The following is a 21,966-nucleotide window of genomic DNA, read 5'->3' as shown; positions in this document are numbered from 1 at the left end:
GTAAGAGATAATGAACGTTTGTTCCTTGAAAACTAGATAGCGAAGCAATGCAAAACATCCTTAGTTTTTTGTAGCGATCTCGAGAGAGATCATTGGTTAAGCTACTAAGAGCACACGGAGGATGCCTAGGCGCTAGGAGCCGATGAAGGACGTGGCGAACAACGAAATGCCTCGGGGAGCCGTAAGCAGGCGTCGATCCGGGGATGTCCGAATGGGGGAACCCGCACGTGGTAATGCGCGTGTACTCATCACTGAATACATAGGTGATGTAGAGGCATACCCAGGGAACTGAAACATCTAAGTACCTGGAGGAAAAGAAAACAATAGTGATTCCGTCAGTAGCGGCGAGCGAACGCGGATTAGCCCAAACCAAGGAGCTTGCTCCTTGGGGTTGTGGGACGTCAACATGGGAAAAGTTCGTTAGGTGAAGCGGTCTGGAAAGGCTCGCCATAGCAGGTAACAGCCCTGTAGCTCAAAACGAACGTATCCCTAGACGGATCCCGAGTAGTGCGGGGCACGTGAAACCCCGTATGAATCCGGCAGGACCATCTGCCAAGGCTAAATACTCCCTAGCGACCGATAGCGAAGCAGTACCGTGAGGGAAAGGTGAAAAGAACCGCGGGAGCGGAGTGAAATAGAACCTGAAACCGTGTGCTTACAAGAAGTCAGAGCCCGTTAATGGGTGATGGCGTGCCTTTTGTAGAATGAACCGGCGAGTTACGTTCACGTGCAAGGTTAAGCTGAAGAGGCGGAGCCGCAGCGAAAGCGAGTCTGAATAGGGCGAATGAGTGCGTGGTCGTAGACCCGAAACCGTGTGATCTACCCCTGTCCAGGGTGAAGGTGCGGTAACACGCACTGGAGGCCCGAACCCACGAATGTTGAAAAATTCGGGGATGAGGTGGGGGTAGCGGAGAAATTCCAATCGAACTCGGAGATAGCTGGTTCTCCCCGAAATAGCTTTAGGGCTAGCCTCGGAATGAGAGTAGTGGAGGTAAAGCACTGATTGGGTGCGGGGCCCGCCAAGGGTTACCAAGTCCAGTCAAACTCTGAATGCCACATACTTCTGTCCGGGAGTCAGACAGTGAGTGCTAAGATCCATTGTCAAGAGGGAAACAGCCCAGACCATCAGCTAAGGTCCCCAAGTGTGTGTTAAGTGGGAAAGGATGTGGAGTTGCAAAGACAACCAGGATGTTGGCTTAGAAGCAGCCACCATTTAAAGAGTGCGTAATAGCTCACTGGTCGAGTGACTCTGCGCCGAAAATGTAACGGGGCTAAACACGCCACCGAAGCTATGGCTACAGCAGCAATGTTGTTGGGTAGGGGAGCGTTGTGTATAGGTTGAAGGTCGATCGTAAGGACGGCTGGACAGTACACAAGTGAGAATGCCGGTATGAGTAACGAAAAGACAAGTGAGAATCTTGTCCGCCGAAAGCCTAAGGGTTCCTGAGGAAGGCTCGTCCGCTCAGGGTAAGTCGGGACCTAAGGCGAGGCCGAAAGGCGTAGTCGAAGGACAACAGGTTGATATTCCTGTACCACCGTAGCCGTTTGAACGACGGGGTGACGCAGAAGGGCAAGGACGCAGACGGATGGAAGTGTCTGTCCAAGCAGTGAGGCTGATGTGTAGGCAAATCCGCACATCGTGAAGGCTGGGCTGTGATGGGGAGGGAAATTTCGAAAGTACCGAAGGTCTTGTACTCATGCTGCCAAGAAAAGCCTCTAGTGAGGCGAAGGTGCCCGTACCGCAAACCGACACAGGTAGGCGAGCAGAGCATGCTAAGGCGCGCGGAAGAACTCTCGTTAAGGAACTCGGCAAAATGACCCCGTAACTTCGGGAGAAGGGGTGCCTCGGTAGGGTGAATAGCCCGAGGGGGCCGCAGTGAAAAGGCCCAAGCGACTGTTTAGCAAAAACACAGGTCTGTGCGAAGCCGCAAGGCGAAGTATACGGGCTGACGCCTGCCCGGTGCTGGAAGGTTAAGGGGAGCGGTTAGGGGTAACCCGAAGCTGTGAACCGAAGCCCCAGTAAACGGCGGCCGTAACTATAACGGTCCTAAGGTAGCGAAATTCCTTGTCAGGTAAATTCTGACCCGCACGAATGGCGTAACGACTTGGGCGCTGTCTCAACGAGAGATCCGGTGAAATTTTAATACCTGTGAAGATGCAGGTTACCCGCGACAAGACGGAAAGACCCCATGGAGCTTTACTGCAGCTTGATATTGGACTTGGGTACGATCTGTACAGGATAGGTGGGAGCCTTGGAAGCATGAGCGCCAGCTTGTGTGGAGGCGACGTTGGGATACCACCCTGATCGTATCTAGGTTCTAACCTACTCCCGTGATCCGGGAGAGGGACCGTGTCAGGCGGGCAGTTTGACTGGGGCGGTCGCCTCCTAAAGCGTAACGGAGGCGCCCCAAGGTTCCCTCAGAATGGTTGGAAATCATTCGAAGAGTGCAAAGGCATAAGGGAGCTTGACTGCGAGACAGACAAGTCGAGCAGGGACGAAAGTCGGGCTTAGTGATCCGGTGGTACCGAATGGAAGGGCCATCGCTCAACGGATAAAAGCTACCCTGGGGATAACAGGCTTATCTCCCCCAAGAGTCCACATCGACGGGGAGGTTTGGCACCTCGATGTCGGCTCATCGCATCCTGGGGCTGAAGTAGGTCCCAAGGGTTGGGCTGTTCGCCCATTAAAGCGGTACGCGAGCTGGGTTCAGAACGTCGTGAGACAGTTCGGTCCCTATCTGTCGCGGGCGCAGGAAATTTGAGAGGAGCTGTCCTTAGTACGAGAGGACCGGGATGGACGTACCGCTGGTGTACCAGTTGTTCCGCCAGGAGCATCGCTGGGTAGCCAAGTACGGACGGGATAAGCGCTGAAAGCATCTAAGCGTGAAGCCCCCCTCAAGATGAGATTTCCCAGTATGTAAGACCCCTTGAAGACGACGAGGTAGATAGGTTCGAGGTGGAAGTGCAGCAATGCATGCAGCTGACGAATACTAATCGGTCGAGGGCTTATCCAACATCTTTACATCGACAGGTGTAAGGACTACAAAAGGAACAAGGATGAATGCAGAACTTCGCATCTAGTTTTCAGGGAGTAAACCCCCTGTATATGGGCAACATGTTTGGTGACGATGGCGGAGGGGAACCACGCGTACCCATCCCGAACACGACCGTTAAGCCCTCCAGCGCCGATTGTACTTGATCCGCAGGGATCTGGGAGAGTAGGACGTTGCCAAGCAAACGCAATAGTAGGACTGGCTCTTGCTATTGCGACAATATTCCCTGATAGCTCAGTTGGTAGAGCACTCGACTGTTAATCGAGTTGTCACAGGTTCGAGTCCTGTTCGGGGAGCCATATGCTTCCATAGCTCAGTAGGTAGAGTGCATCCATGGTAAGGATGAGGTCACCGGTTCGATTCCGGTTGGAAGCTCCAGCAATTCCGGCCCGTTGGTCAAGGGGTTAAGACACCTCCCTTTCACGGAGGTAACAGGGGTTCGAATCCCCTACGGGTCACCATTTTTTAAGGGCGCTTAGCTCAGCTGGGAGAGCATCTGCCTTACAAGCAGAGGGTCGGCGGTTCGATCCCGTCAGCGCCCACCATAATTTAAATAGGTACGAGCCGTTGTAGCTCAACTGGTAGAGCAACTGACTTGTAATCAGTAGGTTGGGGGTTCAAGTCCTCTCGACGGCACCATGTTCTATTGGGGATTAGCCAAGCGGTAAGGCAACGGACTTTGACTCCGTCATGCCCAGGTTCAAATCCTGGATCCTCAGCCATTTTATGAGGCATTAGCTCAGTTGGTAGAGCACCTGACTTTTAATCAGGGTGTCGTAGGTTCGAGTCCTACATGCCTCACCAGTTTTATGCGCGTATGGCGGAATTGGCAGACGCACCAGACTTAGGATCTGGCGGGCGACCGTGGGGGTTCAAGTCCCTCTACGCGCACCATACATAAACGTAAGCCTTCATGAAGCAAATGCGGATTGAAGGCTTTTTTGTTTGGTTTCAATACTTAATCCTTTTGTCGATAATACTTTTCCATGGATTAACGCTATATCTTATATGCCAACCGCCATTCAACTGGAGACGTAAGCTCTTGGGTGGTGGATTTTGTCATGTACGGAATAGTGAAAGTTTGAAGGAGTGTCGAGGGGCTGTCTGATGTACACAACAGGCGAGACCGTAGCGTACGAAGGCTGCTATTTACTTATTACAGCGGTAGAACTCTCTGTATAAGGGTAGAATGAGCTTACAGTGGTTATGGAGGCATTCTGCGCCGTTACAGGCCCTCCATAACGCCGTAGTACGAGACTGCTCTCTATATGGGAGCTAAAATATAAGCGGGGTGGAATGTCGTCTTTGATCAAGCTCACAATACAGACGAACAAAGGCAGCTTCTATAGAAGGGATGTGATCGTTTTCCGGTGAGTGGTGTTAGTTGAAGATGTATAACCGTTAGAACATGTCCATGCATTTTCAGGTAATGGGTGAAGAGAAGAACGCGGAACACGATTGCGAAGTAAAAACATTTTCAGAGATCAAAACGCTAAACGAGGATCCCAGGAAGGGGCGACTGCTTAGCTCGCCATAGCGGCAATAGCGGCCCTCCAGGCGCTCTCATCCGCTAAGAGGCTGCTTTCCCCTGCTGTTTAGCACTCGATGTGGTAAATGGGCCTTTTGCTGCCCTAATAAGCTGCAGGCTATTGATTCTTTTGTGTGTAATGTACGTAAGCTGATAACGCTTTACGTCGACATAGGTAATAGGAGTAAGGCCCTTCTGTTAAGCAAGGGATCCTAAGCAGCCAGGTTAGCAGGTATTAAGGCTCTACACGCTCCTTGCGAGCTATCCGGATGAAGGATGATGTCGAAGGCTTCCGTCGGTGAGCAGAGGAATGAGGCTTGTACTTAGATCGTTTCGCAGATTAGCTGGGGCTCGGTATGTGCTTCCCCGATTTTTAGAGTCGATTGAGCACTTAGACTTCGTATTACCCCTCCCTAGTCAATCGTGATTTATTAGTAAAATCGCAAGCAGAACAAGGCCTGAACGCCTGTAAATCTGGCATTTATAATTTTTTTTTAATTTTTTTAGAAAAACAGTTGCAATTCATTTTAATATTTGTTATATTATTTCTTGTCGCCGCTGAGGCAAGCATAAGAAACGAACTTCGAAAGAAGCAATGACAACTGCATCAAATCAGCGTCGAGTCAATGAAAAGCTTCACCACCAACATGCGGACGTGGCTCAGCGGTAGAGCATCGCCTTGCCAAGGCGAGGGTCGCGGGTTCGATTCCCGTCGTCCGCTCCATAAATAATTTTGCTTCGGCAAAGTTTACAACTTCATGAATTGCGCCCTTAGCTCAGCTGGATAGAGCGTTTGACTACGAATCAAAAGGTCGGGAGTTCGAATCTCTCAGGGCGCGCCATTCATTTTCGGGACGTAGCTCAGCTTGGTAGAGCACCTGGTTTGGGACCAGGGGGTCGCATGTTCAAATCGTGTCGTCCCGACCATATTTTTAAGCGGGTGTAGTTCAATGGTAGAACTCCAGCCTTCCAAGCTGGTAGCGTGGGTTCGATTCCCATCACCCGCTCCATAAGAGCAAATAACGAAGCCTTCTGCATAGAAGGCTTTTTTTGTTGTTTTCATAAGTTGTTTAGAAAAAAATGATTGCCCAAAAAGTTTTAGCAATGCGCTACGCAAAAGCGATAATTGTGATAAAATAAAGGAATGTGACAAAATGGTTAAATCATCAGGATGAGGCTTACCAGACAGAAAGGATAGGTACTTATGTCAGAAGCTAGAAGCTCCTTGTCGAACGATTCGTCGAAGCAGTTGCTGCGCCGCGACGTTCGCTTTCTCACGAGCATTTTGGGGGAAGTGCTGGTTCATCAAGGCGGTACTGAATTACTGGATATCGTTGAGCAAATCAGGGAAATGAGCAAGTCGATGCGGGCTCAATTTACGCCGGAGCTATACGATCGCTTTAAGAGTACGATCGGATCGCTTGCCCCGGATAAGCGTAAGAAAGTCATTCGCGCATTCGCCATCTTCTTTCAACTTGTCAATATTGCCGAACAAAACCATAGGATTCGTCGTAAACGCGACTACGAGAGAACGGCAGGCGAATCGATCCAGCCGGGGTCGATCGAGAGCGTTGTGAAGGAGCTCAGCCTGAAAGGGACCGGAGCCGACGAAGTGAACGATATCCTGCAAAAAATTTCGCTTGAGCTGGTCATGACGGCGCATCCTACGGAAGCAACCCGCCGTGCGGTGCTCGACATTCATCAGCGTATCGCGCGCGAAGTGCTGGAGCTCGACAATCCGATGCTGACGAACCGGGAGAGGGATCAGCTTCGCGAAACGCTGCTAGGCGAAGTGCTGACGCTGTGGCAAACCGACGAGCTGCGGGAACGCAAGCCAACCGTTATCGACGAAGTCAAAAACGGCATGTATTATTTCGACGAGACGTTGTTCGAGGTACTTCCGGAAGTATACGGAGAGCTGGAGCGCTGCTTGAATAAATATTATCCAGACGCCTCGTGGCATGTGCCGTCTTTCCTTCGTTTCGGTTCATGGATCGGCGGAGACCGCGACGGCAATCCTTCGGTTACTTCCCGAGTTACTTGGGAAACGCTTGGCATGCACCGCGCGCTCGCGCTTCGGAAATACGATGACGCTCTCCGCGGTTTAATGGCTCACCTCAGCTTCAGCAACAGCATCGCTGCGGTTTCGGGCGAGCTGTACGATTCGATCAAGCGGGATAGCGAACGGCTCGAATTGAAACCGGAGGAGCTCTGGCGCAATGACCGGGAAACGTACCGCATCAAAATCAAATACATGCTGGAAAAGCTTCGCAATATCGGTCAACCGCAGCCTCAACCGGCGAAACAAGACCGCTACAACAGCTCCAAAGAACTGCTCGAGGATTTGCAAATCATCGACCGCAGCCTGAGAGGTCATTACGCGGACTATATAAGCGACAAATATGTCCGTAAGCTGATTCGTCAAGTCGAGCTGTTCGGCTTCCATATGGCCGCTCTGGACGTCAGACAGCACAGCAAAGAGCATGAAAATGCGATGACCGAAATTTTGCAGAAGATGGGCGTTTCGGATAACTACGCGGAGCTTTCCGAACAGGAGAAGACCGCGCTGCTTACATCCGTGCTCAACGATCCGCGTCCGATTACTTCGCAATATTTGGAGTATACCGAGTCGACCGAAGAATGCTTGAACGTATACCGGACGATCCGCAAAGCGCAAGAAGAGTTCGGGCGCGGCTGTATCAACAGTTATTTGATCAGCATGACCCAGGACTCCAGCGACCTGCTTGAAGTGATGGTATTCAGCAAGGAAGTCGGCTTGTACCGCCGCGAACGCAGCGGGCAAGTGATCTGTACGCTGCAGCCTGTTCCGTTGTTCGAGACGATCGACGACTTGCATGCCGCTCCGGATATTATGCGCACTTTGTTCGCGATCCCCGCATACCGCGACAGCTTGAAAGGGCTGAGCGAACTGCAGGAAATCATGCTCGGCTATTCGGACAGCAACAAGGACGGCGGCGTGCTTACCGCGAACTGGGAGCTGCGTGTAGCGCTCAAGTGCATCACGGAGGCGGCTAACGAATTCGGCGTGAAGCTGAAGTTTTTCCACGGGCGCGGCGGAGCGCTCGGACGCGGCGGAATGCCGCTCAACCGGAGCATTCTGGCGCAGCCTGCCGACACGGTCGGCGGCGGCATCAAAATCACCGAGCAGGGCGAGGTTCTGTCGCAGCGCTATGCGATCAAGGAGATTGCTTATCGCAGTCTGGAACAGGCGACTTGGGCGCTGATTACGGCATCCACAATGGCCAAGAACCCGCAGAGCGACGTTTCGGAAGACAAGTGGGAGAAAATCATGCTCGGCATCTCGGAGCAGGCCCAGAACAAGTATCAGGATCTCATTTTCCGCGATCCGGATTTCTACGGGTTCTTTAAAGAAACGACGCCGCTGCCTGAAATCGGAGAGCTGAACATCGGCTCGCGTCCGTCGAAGCGTAAGAATGGCGACCGTTTTGAAGATTTGCGCGCGATTCCTTGGGTATTCGCTTGGACGCAGACGCGGTATTTGCTGCCGGCATGGTATGCTGCAGGAACCGGTCTTCAGAGCTTCTTGCAGAACAATCCGGACAATATGAAGCAGCTTCAGCAGATGTACGCCAAATGGCCGTTTTTCCGCTCGACGATCGACAACCTGCAGATGGCGCTCGCCAAAGCGGATTTGACGATCGCGAACGAATATGGCAGTATGGTCAAAAACCAGGATGTCGCCACGCGTATCTTCACGCTTATCAAAGAAGAGTACGAGTTGACGTCCAATCTGATTCTCGAAATTACGGGCCAAAAGGATATTTTGGACAATGTGCCGATTCTGCAGGAATCGATTCGTCTCCGCAATCCGTACGTCGATCCGCTAAGTTACATGCAGGTAGGCTTGCTTACGGAGCTTCGTGAGCTTAGAGAACGCGGAGAAGACGATAACGGTCTGCTGCGCGAGGTGCTGCTGACGATCAACGGAATCGCAGCGGGGCTTCGGAACACGGGCTGATCCGTTTTCGGATAGGATTCGCAGCAGCAACAACGGACGGATGGAACAAATTGAAACGCGAGAGCAACCGCTTCGTATACTAGTTTTAACGGGACGGTTGACGGCGTAATTTGAATGATTGAACAGGAGTCGGCGACCTTACTAGTGAGGCTGTCCGGCTCTTTCTTCCATGTGGAGGGCAGGAGGAATGGGCAAGTAACGCTTGGCGGCTATCGCGCTTGTCGTGATCGGGGCGTCCGGATTCGGGCTCATCTCGCCCCTCGTCAAAATGGCGCTTGCCGGCGGCTGGAATGAGCTCGACGTTAGCGTCAGCCAGATCACGATGGGATCTGTGCTCCTGTGGTGCATGTTGGCGGTGACTCCCCAGGCGCGCAGAAGCCCGTTTAAGGGGCCTTGGCTGAAGCCGGCGGGCATTGGGGTGCTGGGGTTTGCGAAGCAGGTCATAGCGGCCGGAAAGAAATTCGTCAAACGTACATTTTTTGTTTACAATAGAGAAAAAGCGTTTGGCTGACGAGGCCGGCGTTTAGTTGAGAAAACCGACGATATGGAAGCAAAATAGCACGCTGTCGGGTAGGGGAAACCTGGGCTGGAGGAGATTCAGTGAACTATGTGGAGACGCGGCTTGCCAAACTGTCGCGAAACGGCGATCGCAGGGCGTTTGCCGAATTGGTCGACATGTATAAAGACAAGCTGTACCATTTGGCTTACCGGATGTTAAGCCAGGCGCATGAGGCGGAAGACATCGTGCAGGAAACATTTTTGCGCGTATATACGAACTTGGAGCGTTACGACGAGAACCAGAAGTTTTCGACGTGGATATACCGGATTGCTACGAACCTATGCATAGACCGGCTGCGCAAGCGGAAAGCCAATTATTCGCTGGATGCCGAAATGCCGGACGGCGAAGGTTCCGACTGGTACTCGCTGCTGCCTAGCGATGAAGCGACGCCGGAGAGCGAGCTCATTTTGTCCGAGACGCAGCACAACATCCGTAAAGCGATCGATTCGCTGCCGGAAAAATATAAATCCGTCGTCATTCTCCGGTATTTGCACGATATGTCGCTGCAGGAGATCGGGGATGTCTTGGATATGCCCGTCACCACGGTCAAAACGAGGGTTCACCGAGGCAGAGAGTTCCTTAGGAAAAAGCTGGAGAACGAGTACGGCGGCAAAAATTTATGAAACATATCCGAAACTCATCCGTATGGTATATCAATAAACAATCAGAATGGTGGCAGAAAGGAGCAGCTGACCGATGAATTGCAAAGAAGCGCTCCCCTTGATGCACGACTATTTGGACGGCGATCTTACAGGATCGAAAGCTACGGAGCTCAAACGGCATCTGCTGGCTTGTCCCGCTTGCCGGGAGCGGTTCCAGCAATTGGAGAAGACGGAAGCGCTCGTTAAGACGCTGCCGCGCAGTTATGCGTCCGACGAGTTAACCGCCCGGATCATATCCTCGCTGCCCCAGCCGAAGCGCCGCAAGATATGGACGCATTGGGTGAAGCGGCATCCGGCTATTTCGGTCGCTTCCGTATTTTTGCTGGTTATGCTGAGCAGCTTCGCGACGCTCTGGAACCAGGATACGGATATGATCGTCAAAGGACCGGATCTGGAGGATGTCGTCATTAAAGGGGATACCGTATACGTCCCGGCCGGTCATTCGGTGAACGGGGATCTGTTAGTGCAGCGCGGGAAAGTCCAAGTGGAAGGCGAAGTCAAAGGCAACCTGATCGTCATTGACGGAACCTACAATCTGGCTTCGACCGCTCACATTGCCGGTAAAATCAAGCCGGTTGACCAAACGCTCGAGTGGGTATGGTACAAAGTGAACGAATGGGTTTCGCTCGTGGCGAAATAGCCATAGACAAACTCCGACGGGTTAGTACCTCAAGCTCATTTTCTGAAAACCTCCCTTGGAATCGTTGAAAGGGGAGGTTTTTTATTTAAAATATGGTATGATCTAAGGTAAGGCATATACTAAGAATAACCCGCTAGTCCAAAAACGGAAGAGGCGGGCCTACATACATTGCGGGAAGCCCCGAAACGTATACGAAAGAAAGAGACAGGCTTTACTGGGGGACTTAGAATGGACTATTTGACCGAGCTGTCGTTTAAAGATTCCATTAAAGAAATCATCGACGTTCTGATTGTAAGCTATGTAATTTATAAGCTGCTTATGCTGCTGCGCGGCACGAGGGCGATCCAACTGCTCAAAGGCATTTTCGTCGTCGTCGTGACATGGGCGCTCAGCATTACGTTCCATTTGAACACCCTGCAGTGGATGATGACGCAAATGTTCAACATCGGACTGATCGCGCTTATTATCATTTTCCAGCCGGAGCTGAGACGCGCGCTTGAGCAGCTCGGAAGAGGTAAGCTGTTCAGCCGTTCGACGGCCGAGGAAGACCAGGAAGTGAACAAGCGGATCGGCGAAATTATGAAAACCGTCGCAAACCTATCCAAAAGGCGGATCGGCGCGCTGATCGTATTCGAGCGGGAAACCGGCTTGAACGAATATATCGAATCGGGAATCCCGGTAGGCTCGGAAATTACGTCGGAGCTGTTGATCAACATTTTCATACCGAATACGCCGCTGCATGACGGAGCGGTCATTATCCGGCAAAACCGGCTGATGGCGGCCGGCTGTTATTTGCCGCTGTCCGAGAACCCTTTTATCAGCAAGGAGCTTGGTACGCGTCACCGCGCCGCTATCGGCATGAGCGAAGTGTCGGATGCGATCTCCGTCGTCGTCTCGGAAGAAACCGGGCAAGTGTCGCTTGCCATCAACGGTATGATCGTGCGCGACATTAAAGAGGAATCGCTGATCTCCAAGCTGCACTCGGAGCTGAAGCCGAAAGTGAAAGAGAAGACGTCGTTCACCTTCTGGAAAGGGAAGGGGGACAAGCATCATGGATAAATGGCTGCGCAACAACAATGTCGTCAAAGGGATTGCTTTGGTTATCGGCATTTTGCTGTGGGTGGTCGTCCACATGGACGTGCAGACGCCATCGAGCGGCAGCTCCGGGTCGGCGCTCCGCAATCAAACGATCAGCAATGTAAGCATCGTCGCGAAATATGATCAGGAGCTATATTTTTTGCGTTCCATACAGCCTGCGGAAATAACCGTTGTAATAAGCGGCAGATCGGATGCGGTACGCAAGGTCGATACGGCCAAAATCCGCGTCGAGCTCGATTTGACCCAGGTGAAGAGCGGCGTACATTCGCTTCCCGTTAAAGTGACCGGAGTGCCGAGCACGGTAACGGCCGAAGCGACGCCGTCCTTCGTCAGAGCGGAGCTGGAAGAGAAGCAGGAGAAGCAGGTTCCGGTTACGATTAATGTGACGGGTACGCCTGCGGAGGGCTATAAAGCGGGACAGCCGGTCATCAAGCCGACTCGCGTGCAGGTAACCGTGCCGGAGAGCCAGATCAATGCGGTGGAAACGGCCCGCGGCGAGGTCAGCGTCGATAAGGCGACATCAGCGGTAACCAAGCAGGTGAAGCTCGTCGCTTACGACAAGAACGGCAAGCCGATCGAAGGCGTAATCAACCCTCAGGTCGTCGACGTGGAAGTGCCGATCACGAGTCCTTTCAAAACGATGCCGCTTCAGGTTAAGTTCGTCGGCCGTCCTGCTGCAGGCTTCAGCGTGGCGTCGATTACGAAACCGGAGCAAGTCACCGTTTTTGGACCTCAGGATATACTGGATAAGATGGAGTTCTATGACGGGCTGCAAATTGACCTGAACGGACTCAAGGAAGACAAGGTGCTGACGGTCGATGTGCCGCTCAAAAAGGGCGTAACCCGGGTCGACCCGGCCAAGGCGGAAATACGAATTAGCGTTGTGCCGTCCGCAACGAAGGTTGTGGAGAAGGTGCCTGTCACGCTAATCGGACAAAGCGAGGGCTATACCGCCAAGCTGATTGCGCCGGAAGGCAGCCAACTGACTGTTACCGTGGAGGGCGCTCCGGCGCTGCTGGATAAACTGAAGCCGCAGGACATTCAGGCGGTCGTCGACGTGACGAATGCCGCATCCGGTACGCAGGAGCTGCCGATCACCTTGAATATGCCGCCATTTATTATGCGGGCTGCACAGCAGCCGGAGCTGAAGGCGGTTGTGGAAATTACGGCGAATCAGCCGTCCAAACCGGTAACGGGGGGCGAGTCGACAGAGACGCCGTCCGTCCCTCCGGCAGGGGGGAGCGGGTCTCCGACGCCAAATCCTTCCGCTAATGCGGGCTCGGCTTCGCCGACGCCGGCGAAGCCTGCGAACAGCAGCACGGGGGCGTCCGGAAGTCCGGCCGGGGGAGACGGCAAGAAAACCAACTAAAATAAGAGATATTCGGGGGAGTATATCAAATGGGGAAATATTTTGGAACAGACGGCGTTCGCGGTGTCGCTAATCAGGAGTTGACACCGGAGCTTGCCTATAAAATCGGACGCTGCGGCGGCTACGTGCTAACGGGTCAGGCCAAGCAGCCGAAGGTCGTTATCGGACGGGATACGCGCATTTCCGGACCGATGCTGGAGGCTTCGCTGATTGCGGGGCTTCTCTCGATCGGCGCAGACGTTATTCGTCTCGGCGTCGTGTCCACGCCCGCAGTCGCTTATTTGACGCGGAAGCTGGGCGCCGATGCAGGCGTTATGATTTCGGCGTCGCATAACCCTGTGCAGGACAATGGAATTAAGTTTTTCGGCGGCGACGGCTTCAAGCTGCTGGATGACAAGGAACTCGAAATCGAGCGTCTACTGGATGCCGAGTTGGACGAACTGCCGCGCCCGGTAGGCGGAGATCTTGGTGCGCTTGTCGACGATTCGGAGCTGAAATGGCAGTACGCCGAGTTTTTGAAAACGACGGTAGCCACTCCGTTCGCAGGTTTGAAAATCGTGCTCGACTGCGCTCATGGCGCTGCATACGAGCTTGCGCCTCGCGTATTCCGCGAGCTCGGCGCCGAAGTGGTGACGATCGGCGCAGAGCCGAACGGACGCAACATCAACGACCATTGCGGCTCGACGCATCCGGAAGCGCTGCGTGACGAAGTGCTGAAGCATAAGGCCGACCTAGGCTTGTCGTTTGACGGGGACGCCGACCGCCTTATTGCAATCGATGAGACGGGCGAGGAAGTGGACGGCGATTTCGTGCTGACCATCTGCGGAGATGCCATGAATAAGCAAGGCAAACTCAACCACGGCACCGTAGTCACGACCGTGATGAGCAACCTGGGCTTTTTTAAAGCGGCCAAGGAGCTTGGGCTGAACACCGCACAAACGGCTGTAGGCGACCGTTATGTCATGGAAGAAATGCGCAAGGGCGGCTTCAATCTTGGCGGCGAGCAGTCCGGCCATATCATTTTCCTCGATTACAGCACGTCCGGCGACGGCATTCTGTCCGGGCTGCAGCTCGTCGATACGGTCATCCGCTCCGGTAAGAAACTGAGCGAACTGCGCAAGCTGATGCGTAAGTTTCCTCAGGTGCTCGTCAATGTCCGCGTTGCCGACAAAAGCACTTGGAAAGAAAATAAGGCGATTGCCGAAGCGACCCGGTTGGTGGAAGAAGAGCTAGGCGACAATGGCCGCGTGCTCGTGAGACCTTCGGGAACGGAGTCGTTAATCCGCGTCATGGCCGAAGGGCCGGAGAAGGATCAGGTCGAGCGGTGCGTACGTTCCATCGCCGACGTTATTGAACGGGAGCTTAGCTAGGCAGCTTCGCATATTGCGGTTCTAAATCCTCCGATGTCGAAATCGGGGGATTTTGGCATGAGACGAAGTCGGGGCTTGTCCGCAAAAGCTGTCGCAAAAAACCTGTTGCGCATTCGAGCTAAAATGAATATGATTGAATATGACTCAAAATGGAAAGGTGGACAGCGGTTTTAGCAACGTAAGCGCCAGAGCTCGAGCGGAACGGAAACGGCTTGAGCTGACGAGGTGAAGGTGTTCGAATTTATTCGGCGGGGGCCTTCCGGTACACCATCAGTGCCGTAAGTTGGGGGGCAAAAAACCGGGCGACCGGTCGGACAAGATCCCAGCATGTGATGAACCAGCAGGTAATTCAATAGCGAAGAAGCGTCTTTTACGATGCCTCAGGGAGTAAACACTCTGATTGAGGGTTGGATTGCTGCGCCTATGCGACTTGTCTCATGCAGGGGAGGAGAAGCAATAGACGAGGGACGTTCTTTTTCAAAAAAGGCATGCAGATGCCTTTGGTTTGCTATTGTCTATTCCTTGACTGGATTCCTTGAAAATCGTCGCGGACGAATATATCGGAGGTAATCACAATGTGTGGTATTGTTGGCTATGTTGGTAAACGGGATTCCCAGGACATTTTGATCGATGGGCTGAAAAAGCTTGAATATCGCGGGTACGACTCCGCCGGCATCGCCGTGCACACGGCAAACGGACTCGAGGTCAAGAAAGCGAAGGGACGCCTCGCCGTTCTCGAGTCGCAGCTTAGCGGCACTCCGCTGCGCGGAACGATCGGAATCGGACATACGCGCTGGGCGACGCACGGCAAGCCGTCGGACGTCAATTCGCATCCGCATACGGATAATTCGCAGAAATTTTCTGTCGTGCATAACGGCATTATTGAAAATTATATCGCATTAAAAGAGGAATTGATCGAGCAAGGGGTGCAGTTCGTATCGGAAACGGACACGGAGGTCATTTCGCACCTCATTGCAAGTTTGTATGAAGGCGACATTGTGAAGGCGGTTCAGAAGGCCGTCAAGCGGATGAACGGAGCGTTTGCGCTTGGCGTGTTGACCGAGTATGAGCCGAATAAGCTTGTGGCCGTCCGGCTGGCCAGCCCGCTTATTATTGGCGTGGGGCAAGAAGAGAATTTCATCGGCTCGGATATTCCGGCGATTCTGGAGCATACGCGCAACGTCTATATTCTGAACGACGGCGAAATGGCCGCGCTGACGCAGGACGGCGTCGAGCTGATGACGATCGAGGGCAACTTCATTTCCCGCGAAATGTTTCATGTCGATTGGGACATCGTGACGGCGGAGAAGGCCGGCTTCGATCATTTCATGCTCAAGGAAATTCATGAGCAGCCGAAAGCATATCGCGACACGATGGGCAGTCGGATCTCGGCTGAGGGCGACCGCGTCGAGCTGAAGGAAATCGGCATGAGCGCCGAGCAAATCCGCGGCATTCGCAACATTCATATCGTCGCCTGCGGCACCGCGTTCCATGCGGGCATGATCGGCAAGTCGGTGATCGAGAAGCTGGCGCGCATCCCGGTAGAAACGGACGTCGCGTCGGAGTACAGGTACCGGTCCCCGATCATAACGAGCGACACGCTGGCGATCGTAGTCAGCCAATCCGGCGAAACGGCCGATACGCTGGCTGCGCTGCGCGAAGCTAAACGTTGCGGGGCGCGCGTTGTCGCCATCACGAACGTGGTCGGCAGCTCCGTCGCCCGCGAGGCGGACGATGTCATCGTCACCTGGGCGGGGCCGGAAATCGCCGTCGCCTCGACGAAGGCGTACACATCGCAGCTGATCGCGTTTTATCTGCTTGGCTTGCACCTCGCGCAAACGCTCGGTACGATGGAAGCGGCCGATATCGCGCAAACGATCGCCGCGCTTAAGGCGCTGCCGGAGCAGGTGGAAAGCATGTTGCAGCAAAAGGATGCGATCAAGCAAATCGCCGAGGATATCGCGGGTCATGACGACTTGTTCTTCATTGGACGCGGTTTGGACTATGCGGTCGCATTGGAAGGCTCGCTGAAGCTGAAGGAGATTTCGTATATTCACTCCGAGGCTTATGCAGCCGGAGAGCTGAAGCACGGTACCCTGGCGCTTATCGAGGAAGGCATTCCGGTCATTGCTTTGGCGACGCAGGATGCGCTGTTCGAGAAAACCGTGAGCAATATCAAGGAAGTGAAGGCGCGCGGCGCGCACGTGCTTGGTCTTGCGAACGAAGGCGACCACGAGCTTGCGAAGGCGGTCGACCAAGTGTTCTCCATTCCGCGCACGCTCCCGCTGCTGACACCGGCGCTGTCGGTCGTCCCGCTGCAGCTGCTTGCCTACTACGCCTCGCTTGCTAGAGGCAATGATGTCGATAAGCCGAGGAATTTGGCGAAGAGCGTGACGGTGGAGTAGGGTTGGTGATATATCAAAAATATATGTCCAGTGACATTAAAGTTGGTAAGTTTACAACATAGTTGGTAAATGAACATTAAAGTTAGTAAATGAACATTAAAGTTGGTAATCGAATGGCCTCAACAAGAAAAGTCCCGATAATATCAGAACTGATATTTCGGGACTTTTCTAATTTATTAGCCTGCAAAAGGAGTGTGTTTTTTTGAAATACATTGGGTCAAATATTCGAAAGTTACGAAAACTGAATAATCTTAATCAAGTAGAGTTTTCAAGTTACATAGGTATTTCTCAGGGGAATCTAAGTGAGATTGAGCAAGGCAATTGCAATCCATCTCTCGATACATTAATGGCTATAAAAAAGAAATTTAAATGTAGTATTGATGATTTAGTTTCCGATGCTGAAAATAATTTGGGATATTCTTTATTATCAGAAGAGGAAGTGTTATTGCTTAAATTATATAAATCATTAGCTCAATTTGATCGCAAAGAAGTATTAGAGATAATTAAGCTAAAGATCGAGTTGAGGAAAATGGAAAAATGACTATTAGATGACGAATATCTTTTGAAGTAACAAATGAAGTCTTGAAGTAAACAATAAAGTTTTGAAGTAATTAGGCGATCACTCTACTGAATGAACGCTTTTTTTTAGCTGCGTGGAGTAGGTGATCATGCTGACATGAACGAATCTTTGTTAGGCAGGTTTGTAATATGATGGCCACCCTGGCGATTCAACTACTATGAAAGAACGGATTAACTTTCGCTCTCTGTGGTGCTGCGCTTTATGCAGCATGGATGGCTAACGGGTACAATAGATCAATAAATACAAGACGGCAGCCGACCAGAACGACCGCCTGCCGTTTCTCAACTAACGGGCAGTTTAGTGTAGTTAACCTCCCTCCTAGAAGCACGCGGCAATGCTCAGGGCCGAAGGGCGTTGCCTTTTAGGCAGAGCGTTCAGCAGCAGAATAAACAAAGGGCACCACGAATATGCTCATCACATAGACGGGATTGTTGTAATATTCGGGATCGAACATACCCATCAACAAGGAGGCGCTCTACGTAAAGAGTCCGGCATTCCATATTAAGCTGTCGAAGCCCACGACTACCGGTAGGACTACCGTTTTCCTTGATCGCATAGCGAGAACAAATTCCTCGCAAACATGTATTGGAGGGCCTGCCAGAAGTAATGTACAATCGGATCGAGATAAAGATTTCCTTATATTGGGGGTTGATTGCTGATGAGATACAGCTATTGTCCAAAATGCGGGGGTTCTCTGCGACTTAACGAGAACAAGAGGCTCGTCTGCAGCGCGTGCGGATTTGTGTTTTACCAGAATCCATCGGCGAGCGTAGCTATGATTCTCATCCGGAACGGCAAGGTGCTGCTAGGCCGAAAGCAGGGACGCTACAGTGGGCAATGGTGTGTGCCCTGCGGTTTTGTGGAGTGGGGAGAGGATGTGTATGAGGCAGCAAAGCGTGAAATGTTGGAGGAGACGGGGCTACGCATAGAGCTTACCTCTCTCTATACCGTCACTTCCCTTTATGGCGAGCCGTACGTAGGCACTGAATGGTATAATCCAGAGCAGCAGAGCGTCATGATCTGGTTTCTGGCCAAAGAGACCGGCGGCGAGCTTCGTGCGGGAGATGACATCGACCAAGTAGGTTATTTCTCTTACGAGGAGCTCCCCCGAATCGCTTTTCCCGCACATGAAATCGTGATTCGCAAATTGCTGGAGGAGCAGCTCATAAGCTAGCCGCAACAGATCATCTAAACACATACCGATATTGATCTCATTTACGCGCCAAGGTTTTACGACGGGTACGATAGCACCATGATACAGGCTGCCAGCATCATCGGTAGCCTTTCGCTTAAGTAACGGGCAGGATAGCGTTGTCCGAAGAAAATAAAGTGTTAGACTCGGAAATGTAGACTGAGAACGGAATTAAGGCATCGCGCAGTTTAGCCAACAATCAGTTCCAGTTATTGACTTTGTTAATCTGCTAACGTATAATAAGGGAAATTTTATATCCAAATGAAATGCTTTGATGGAGAAAAGTAATTCAATACCTCTTTACAGGGAAGAAACGCCGGAGATTGAGAGCGTTTCTAAGGATCAGGTTGAATGAAGTTCGCTCCGGAGCAGTCCCTTGAAACCACTTACGGTAAGTAGAGGGTACCGGTTAAACCGTTATTTTATTAAAGTGAGAACAATCTTTATCAAAAGAATGTTCTAATTAGGGTGGTACCACGGCTCCTCGTCCCTTCGGATGAGGGGCTTTTTGTTGTTCAACGACTTCTATTGCGCGTTCGCCCTTGTTAAAATACAATCCAAAATTTTGGCTCGGTAGCTCAGTTGGTAGAGCATAGGACTGAAAATCCTAGTGTCGGCGGTTCGATTCCGTCCCGAGCCACCATATCCAAAAAACTAAGGCTCGGTAGCTCAGTTGGTAGAGCATAGGACTGAAAATCCTAGTGTCGGCGGTTCGATTCCGTCCCGAGCCACCATATCCAAAAACTAAGGCTCGGTAGCTCAGTTGGTAGAGCATAGGACTGAAAATCCTAGTGTCGGCGGTTCGATTCCGTCGCGAGCCACCATATCCAAAAACTAAGGCTCGGTAGCTCAGTTGGTAGAGCATAGGACTGAAAATCCTAGTGTCGGCGGTTCGATTCCGTCGCGAGCCACCATATCCAAAAAACTAAGGCTCGGTAGCTCAGTTGGTAGAGCATAGGACTGAAAATCCTAGTGTCGGCGGTTCGATTCCGCCCCGAGCCACCATATCCAAAAAACTAAGGCTCGGTAGCTCAATTGGTAGAAGATAAACTTTTGATCGTTGATGAACGTATCGTTATTTAAGCTATCGGATAACGATAGTTGAGGAGCTTGCAGCTATGCATCTCCTCTTTTTCATTGAAGTAACGGGCAGTAATCGATTATCGATCAAGGATACATATTTTCCCTAATTGTGACCAGACTAAGCAAAAAATGGTCAGGTGAAAAATTATGAAAAGTAGGTTAGGCTTAGTCACTGTTATACTTATTGGATGTTTTTTATCTTTTGAACCAGGAGCTTTCGCACACCCAGACCCAAGGTTAGAAGTAACCGAAAATGCATTGATACAACAATTAAGACCCGTAATTATCTCATCACTGAAGGAAATATTTAATGAAGAATACACTCAATTTAACTGTGAAAAAATACTCTCTATCAACGAGCGTGTGACCTTTAATAAAAATAAAGAAAAATCAAGACCAGTTGATGCAATACATGGTGCACAGTATTTTGAAATTAAGATTGCTTTGTGTAGACCAGATGGACACACTGTGGAGATGGATTTAAGGAACGACACCGCATATGCCCAATATTATCTTGTCGGATATAAAATTCATTAAGAACTATCAGCGATTGATCGTGCCCGTTAGTTCAAAGAACCAGGGAGTAGTTTGCCGCGAGCAAACTGCTCCTTGTTTTATTAGCTGTTGAGCAGACTTAGTTGACCTACAAGGGTTTACAACTCAAAAGTTTCCGATGGATCTGCGTTGCGCAGAGAATTTTTCTTTGAAATTCGGCTAATTTAACCAAAAAATGAAATGAGGCTAAGTAATGAAAATAATTCTCTTATCTATCATGATCTTGACCGCTAATATCTCACCAAAAATGCCATTGCTAAGGGGTGAAGATGTTACATCCATGGAGATTGTTCGAAACATGCCTGGAGAACAAGGGCATATGTATATAAATGCCGATGAATCAGGAAAAGCCACAATTTCAAAAGTGATGGGGTGGATCAACGCTTCAGAACCTGTCGATGGGCTAGCGGAGTTTGGAAAGCGCACAATTCTTTTAAAGGTACGAATGAACGACCGAAGGTTGATTACAGTTTCACAAGCGTATAAATGGGTTCATGGAACATTGGTCGATGGGAGAGGCTATTCACAAGCTTTCCCTATAAAAGGTGAAATCGTAATAAGGAATGGTTCAAACCTGATTCGCACAAAATCAACAGAACTTTATGATTGGCTTAAATAAGCCGTAAACATAACAACGTGTATAGGCTGCCGAAAAACACCTTTGCTTAACTAACGGACCTAACGGGCAGAATAACGCAACTATCCATTCCCTTGAGTCGCATGTATGTTAGCGGTATTTAGTTTATACGTGTTAGGAACAAACAGTACATTTGCTTCGTCTATTAGATAATAATTTACATTTGAAGAGGAGAGGACGAATTGAAGAAACATTATATTGCTGGTGTGTTGTGTGGTGCCTTCTTAATGGCAACAACTTCTGTATTTGCTTCAAGTGTAATTGAAGCAACAATCTTTCCAAGTAAAGTTACTTTTTTTCTAGCTAACGGGCTCTCCAAAGAAGTACAACTACAGGAAAGTGAGGAGGTGCTTAACTATAATAACAAGGCATATGTACCTCTTCGTTTATTCGCTGAGGGCAGTGGTGCTCTTGTAGAATACACACAAGCCTCTCCTGAGACGGATAACAAACATAAAATAGATGTTCACTATGTTGATGAAGAGGCTCTTTCAGAGCAAACTTCAAATGCAGATGGTAATAAGCCGCTTGAAGACTCAAGGGAACTGCAGCTACAAGATATGCTTGTTTTAATTCTACTTCCACATATGCAGGAGAAACTTACTAGGGTATACGCAGATGTAACTACAGTACCACCAGTTATTCATCCGGATTATGTAAATGTGAAGAGCATTGGAAGGGTAGCTGCTTTTCGTGGTTTTGATTTTTTAATCACATTAGATGCTCAGCCCATAGTCGGTCCTCATATCCCTGTCGGCGAAGATGTACTTACATATCGGATCTCGTCGGCAGGAGTTGAGCTTAAAAATTTTGAACATCTTAGAGGCCCCGATAAGGATGATTTCCTCCCCAATTATCAAAATCTTTTGAAGTAACGGGCACGATAGTTCAACAATATAGCGACAGTCTAGGACTTTATTTTCTCGTCCAAGTCTGTCGCTGTTTCGATTTTTGGGGGCAGTCTAATACTATTTTCCAGTAAGCTGACGATTTTCCTGTTCTCAAAGCCCGTAATATCAAGCCTTCCTGTCTAAAACTTTATCAAACAGCTACTCACCAAGGACCGTCCGTGATTTTCGGACGGTTTTTCTTTAGAACAATACGCTGATCTATGGCTGCTAAACACCCTTCCAATCGGATGAAACCGCATCCTAGCGCGCCAAAGCAATTCACGGTCAAAGAGCCGTTGAAGCTACTACTCGCTTATCTGCTCAAGACGATTACGAGTCAGGGAT

General features: G+C 50.8%; 13 protein-coding genes, 17 tRNA genes, 2 rRNA genes, 1 pseudogene and 1 other annotated feature. All 33 genes and pseudogenes read left to right on the top strand.

Going from position 1 to position 21,966, the window contains the following annotated elements; genetic code table 11:
- Positions 1 to 94: 94 nt before the first annotated feature.
- Positions 95 to 3,014 (top strand): 23S ribosomal RNA (locus tag ACKGJP_RS35315).
- A 104-nt stretch (positions 3,015 to 3,118) separates the two neighbouring features.
- Positions 3,119 to 3,235: ribosomal RNA gene (rrf, locus tag ACKGJP_RS35310) — 5S ribosomal RNA — on the top strand.
- Positions 3,236 to 3,276: 41 nt separating this feature from the next.
- Positions 3,277 to 3,352, top strand: a tRNA-Asn gene (locus ACKGJP_RS35305).
- Positions 3,353 to 3,355: 3 nt separating this feature from the next.
- A tRNA-Thr gene (locus ACKGJP_RS35300) sits at positions 3,356 to 3,431 on the top strand.
- Between the two features lie 8 nt (positions 3,432 to 3,439).
- A tRNA-Glu gene (locus tag ACKGJP_RS35295) sits at positions 3,440 to 3,514 on the top strand.
- An 8-nt stretch (positions 3,515 to 3,522) separates the two neighbouring features.
- Positions 3,523 to 3,598 (top strand) — tRNA-Val (locus ACKGJP_RS35290).
- A gap of 18 nt (positions 3,599 to 3,616) precedes the next feature.
- Positions 3,617 to 3,692, top strand: a tRNA-Thr gene (locus ACKGJP_RS35285).
- A gap of 8 nt (positions 3,693 to 3,700) precedes the next feature.
- Positions 3,701 to 3,775: transfer RNA gene (locus tag ACKGJP_RS35280), tRNA-Gln, on the top strand.
- Positions 3,776 to 3,781: 6 nt separating this feature from the next.
- Positions 3,782 to 3,857, top strand: a tRNA-Lys gene (locus ACKGJP_RS35275).
- Positions 3,858 to 3,864: 7 nt separating this feature from the next.
- Positions 3,865 to 3,947, top strand: a tRNA-Leu gene (locus tag ACKGJP_RS35270).
- A 1,283-nt stretch (positions 3,948 to 5,230) separates the two neighbouring features.
- Positions 5,231 to 5,305, top strand: a tRNA-Gly gene (locus tag ACKGJP_RS35265).
- Between the two features lie 41 nt (positions 5,306 to 5,346).
- A tRNA-Arg gene (locus tag ACKGJP_RS35260) sits at positions 5,347 to 5,423 on the top strand.
- 8 nt (positions 5,424 to 5,431) lie between these two features.
- Positions 5,432 to 5,508 (top strand) — tRNA-Pro (locus ACKGJP_RS35255).
- Between the two features lie 9 nt (positions 5,509 to 5,517).
- A tRNA-Gly gene (locus ACKGJP_RS35250) sits at positions 5,518 to 5,591 on the top strand.
- Positions 5,592 to 5,785: 194 nt separating this feature from the next.
- Positions 5,786 to 8,581 (top strand): phosphoenolpyruvate carboxylase, encoded by a 2,796-nt coding sequence (ppc, locus tag ACKGJP_RS35245; RefSeq protein WP_409343384.1) that lies wholly within the window; start codon positions 5,786 to 5,788, stop codon positions 8,579 to 8,581.
- A 202-nt stretch (positions 8,582 to 8,783) separates the two neighbouring features.
- A complete protein-coding gene (locus ACKGJP_RS35240; protein ID WP_409343383.1) occupies positions 8,784 to 9,092 on the top strand; it encodes a hypothetical protein in 309 nt (102 codons plus the stop codon).
- Between the two features lie 89 nt (positions 9,093 to 9,181).
- A complete protein-coding gene (sigW, locus tag ACKGJP_RS35235) occupies positions 9,182 to 9,763 on the top strand; it encodes an RNA polymerase sigma factor SigW (protein ID WP_409343382.1) in 582 nt (193 codons plus the stop codon).
- 73 nt (positions 9,764 to 9,836) lie between these two features.
- Entirely contained in the window at positions 9,837 to 10,442 is a 606-nt protein-coding gene (locus ACKGJP_RS35230) for a zf-HC2 domain-containing protein (RefSeq protein ID WP_409343381.1), read from the top strand.
- 228 nt (positions 10,443 to 10,670) lie between these two features.
- Complete coding sequence (cdaA, locus tag ACKGJP_RS35225) at positions 10,671 to 11,501, top strand: diadenylate cyclase CdaA (protein WP_409343380.1); 831 nt, start codon at positions 10,671 to 10,673, stop codon at positions 11,499 to 11,501.
- Complete coding sequence (locus tag ACKGJP_RS35220; protein ID WP_409343379.1) at positions 11,494 to 12,909, top strand: CdaR family protein; 1,416 nt, start codon at positions 11,494 to 11,496, stop codon at positions 12,907 to 12,909. The genes cdaA and ACKGJP_RS35220 overlap by 8 nt, the downstream gene beginning before the upstream one ends.
- A 29-nt stretch (positions 12,910 to 12,938) precedes the next feature.
- A complete protein-coding gene (gene glmM, locus ACKGJP_RS35215) occupies positions 12,939 to 14,279 on the top strand; it encodes a phosphoglucosamine mutase (RefSeq protein ID WP_409343378.1) in 1,341 nt (446 codons plus the stop codon).
- Positions 14,280 to 14,854: 575 nt separating this feature from the next.
- Positions 14,855 to 16,684, top strand: a complete 1,830-nt coding sequence (glmS, locus tag ACKGJP_RS35210; protein WP_409343377.1) for a glutamine--fructose-6-phosphate transaminase (isomerizing) — start codon at positions 14,855 to 14,857, stop codon at positions 16,682 to 16,684.
- 202 nt (positions 16,685 to 16,886) lie between these two features.
- Positions 16,887 to 17,225, top strand: coding sequence for a helix-turn-helix domain-containing protein (locus ACKGJP_RS35205; protein ID WP_409343376.1), 339 nt, complete (start codon positions 16,887 to 16,889; stop codon positions 17,223 to 17,225).
- Positions 17,226 to 17,922: 697 nt separating this feature from the next.
- Positions 17,923 to 18,006 (top strand): annotated as a pseudogene (locus tag ACKGJP_RS35200) (hypothetical protein); the annotation flags it as partial.
- A gap of 33 nt (positions 18,007 to 18,039) precedes the next feature.
- Positions 18,040 to 18,438, top strand: a complete 399-nt coding sequence (locus ACKGJP_RS35195) for an NUDIX hydrolase (RefSeq protein WP_409347344.1) — start codon at positions 18,040 to 18,042, stop codon at positions 18,436 to 18,438.
- Between the two features lie 280 nt (positions 18,439 to 18,718).
- Positions 18,719 to 18,951 (top strand) — a binding site (T-box leader).
- A 72-nt stretch (positions 18,952 to 19,023) separates the two neighbouring features.
- Positions 19,024 to 19,099 (top strand) — tRNA-Phe (locus ACKGJP_RS35190).
- Between the two features lie 15 nt (positions 19,100 to 19,114).
- Positions 19,115 to 19,190: transfer RNA gene (locus ACKGJP_RS35185), tRNA-Phe, on the top strand.
- A 14-nt stretch (positions 19,191 to 19,204) separates the two neighbouring features.
- Positions 19,205 to 19,280: transfer RNA gene (locus tag ACKGJP_RS35180), tRNA-Phe, on the top strand.
- 14 nt (positions 19,281 to 19,294) lie between these two features.
- Positions 19,295 to 19,370, top strand: a tRNA-Phe gene (locus ACKGJP_RS35175).
- 15 nt (positions 19,371 to 19,385) lie between these two features.
- Positions 19,386 to 19,461, top strand: a tRNA-Phe gene (locus tag ACKGJP_RS35170).
- Between the two features lie 225 nt (positions 19,462 to 19,686).
- Entirely contained in the window at positions 19,687 to 20,076 is a 390-nt protein-coding gene (locus ACKGJP_RS35165; protein WP_409343375.1) for a hypothetical protein, read from the top strand.
- Between the two features lie 211 nt (positions 20,077 to 20,287).
- Positions 20,288 to 20,713: a hypothetical protein gene (locus ACKGJP_RS35160; protein WP_409343374.1), complete on the top strand. Its 426-nt coding sequence runs from the start codon at positions 20,288 to 20,290 to the stop codon at positions 20,711 to 20,713.
- A gap of 200 nt (positions 20,714 to 20,913) precedes the next feature.
- A complete protein-coding gene (locus ACKGJP_RS35155; protein ID WP_409343373.1) occupies positions 20,914 to 21,606 on the top strand; it encodes a DUF3888 domain-containing protein in 693 nt (230 codons plus the stop codon).
- The last annotated feature ends 360 nt before the right edge of the window (positions 21,607 to 21,966 follow it).

This window comes from Paenibacillus litoralis (assembly GCF_046244365.1).
In the GTDB taxonomy this organism is placed as follows: Bacteria; Bacillota; Bacilli; order Paenibacillales; family NBRC-103111; genus Paenibacillus_V.
The sequence above is the reverse complement of the archived record's forward strand: the minus strand, read 5'-3'. Positions and strand labels throughout refer to the sequence as shown.

What these genes read in the sequence shown, in the direction of transcription:
- ppc (WP_409343384.1), top strand. Translation starts at nt 5,786, where the DNA reads ATGTCAGAAGCTAGAAGCTCCTTGTCGAACGATTCGTCGAAGCAGTTG.
- ACKGJP_RS35230 (WP_409343381.1), top strand. Translation starts at nt 9,837, where the DNA reads ATGAATTGCAAAGAAGCGCTCCCCTTGATGCACGACTATTTGGACGGC.
- cdaA (WP_409343380.1), top strand. Translation starts at nt 10,671, where the DNA reads ATGGACTATTTGACCGAGCTGTCGTTTAAAGATTCCATTAAAGAAATC.
- ACKGJP_RS35220 (WP_409343379.1), top strand. Translation starts at nt 11,494, where the DNA reads ATGGATAAATGGCTGCGCAACAACAATGTCGTCAAAGGGATTGCTTTG.
- glmM (WP_409343378.1), top strand. Translation starts at nt 12,939, where the DNA reads ATGGGGAAATATTTTGGAACAGACGGCGTTCGCGGTGTCGCTAATCAG.
- glmS (WP_409343377.1), top strand. Translation starts at nt 14,855, where the DNA reads ATGTGTGGTATTGTTGGCTATGTTGGTAAACGGGATTCCCAGGACATT.
- ACKGJP_RS35195 (WP_409347344.1), top strand. Translation starts at nt 18,040, where the DNA reads ATGATTCTCATCCGGAACGGCAAGGTGCTGCTAGGCCGAAAGCAGGGA.
- ACKGJP_RS35165 (WP_409343375.1), top strand. Translation starts at nt 19,687, where the DNA reads ATGAAAAGTAGGTTAGGCTTAGTCACTGTTATACTTATTGGATGTTTT.
- ACKGJP_RS35160 (WP_409343374.1), top strand. Translation starts at nt 20,288, where the DNA reads ATGAAAATAATTCTCTTATCTATCATGATCTTGACCGCTAATATCTCA.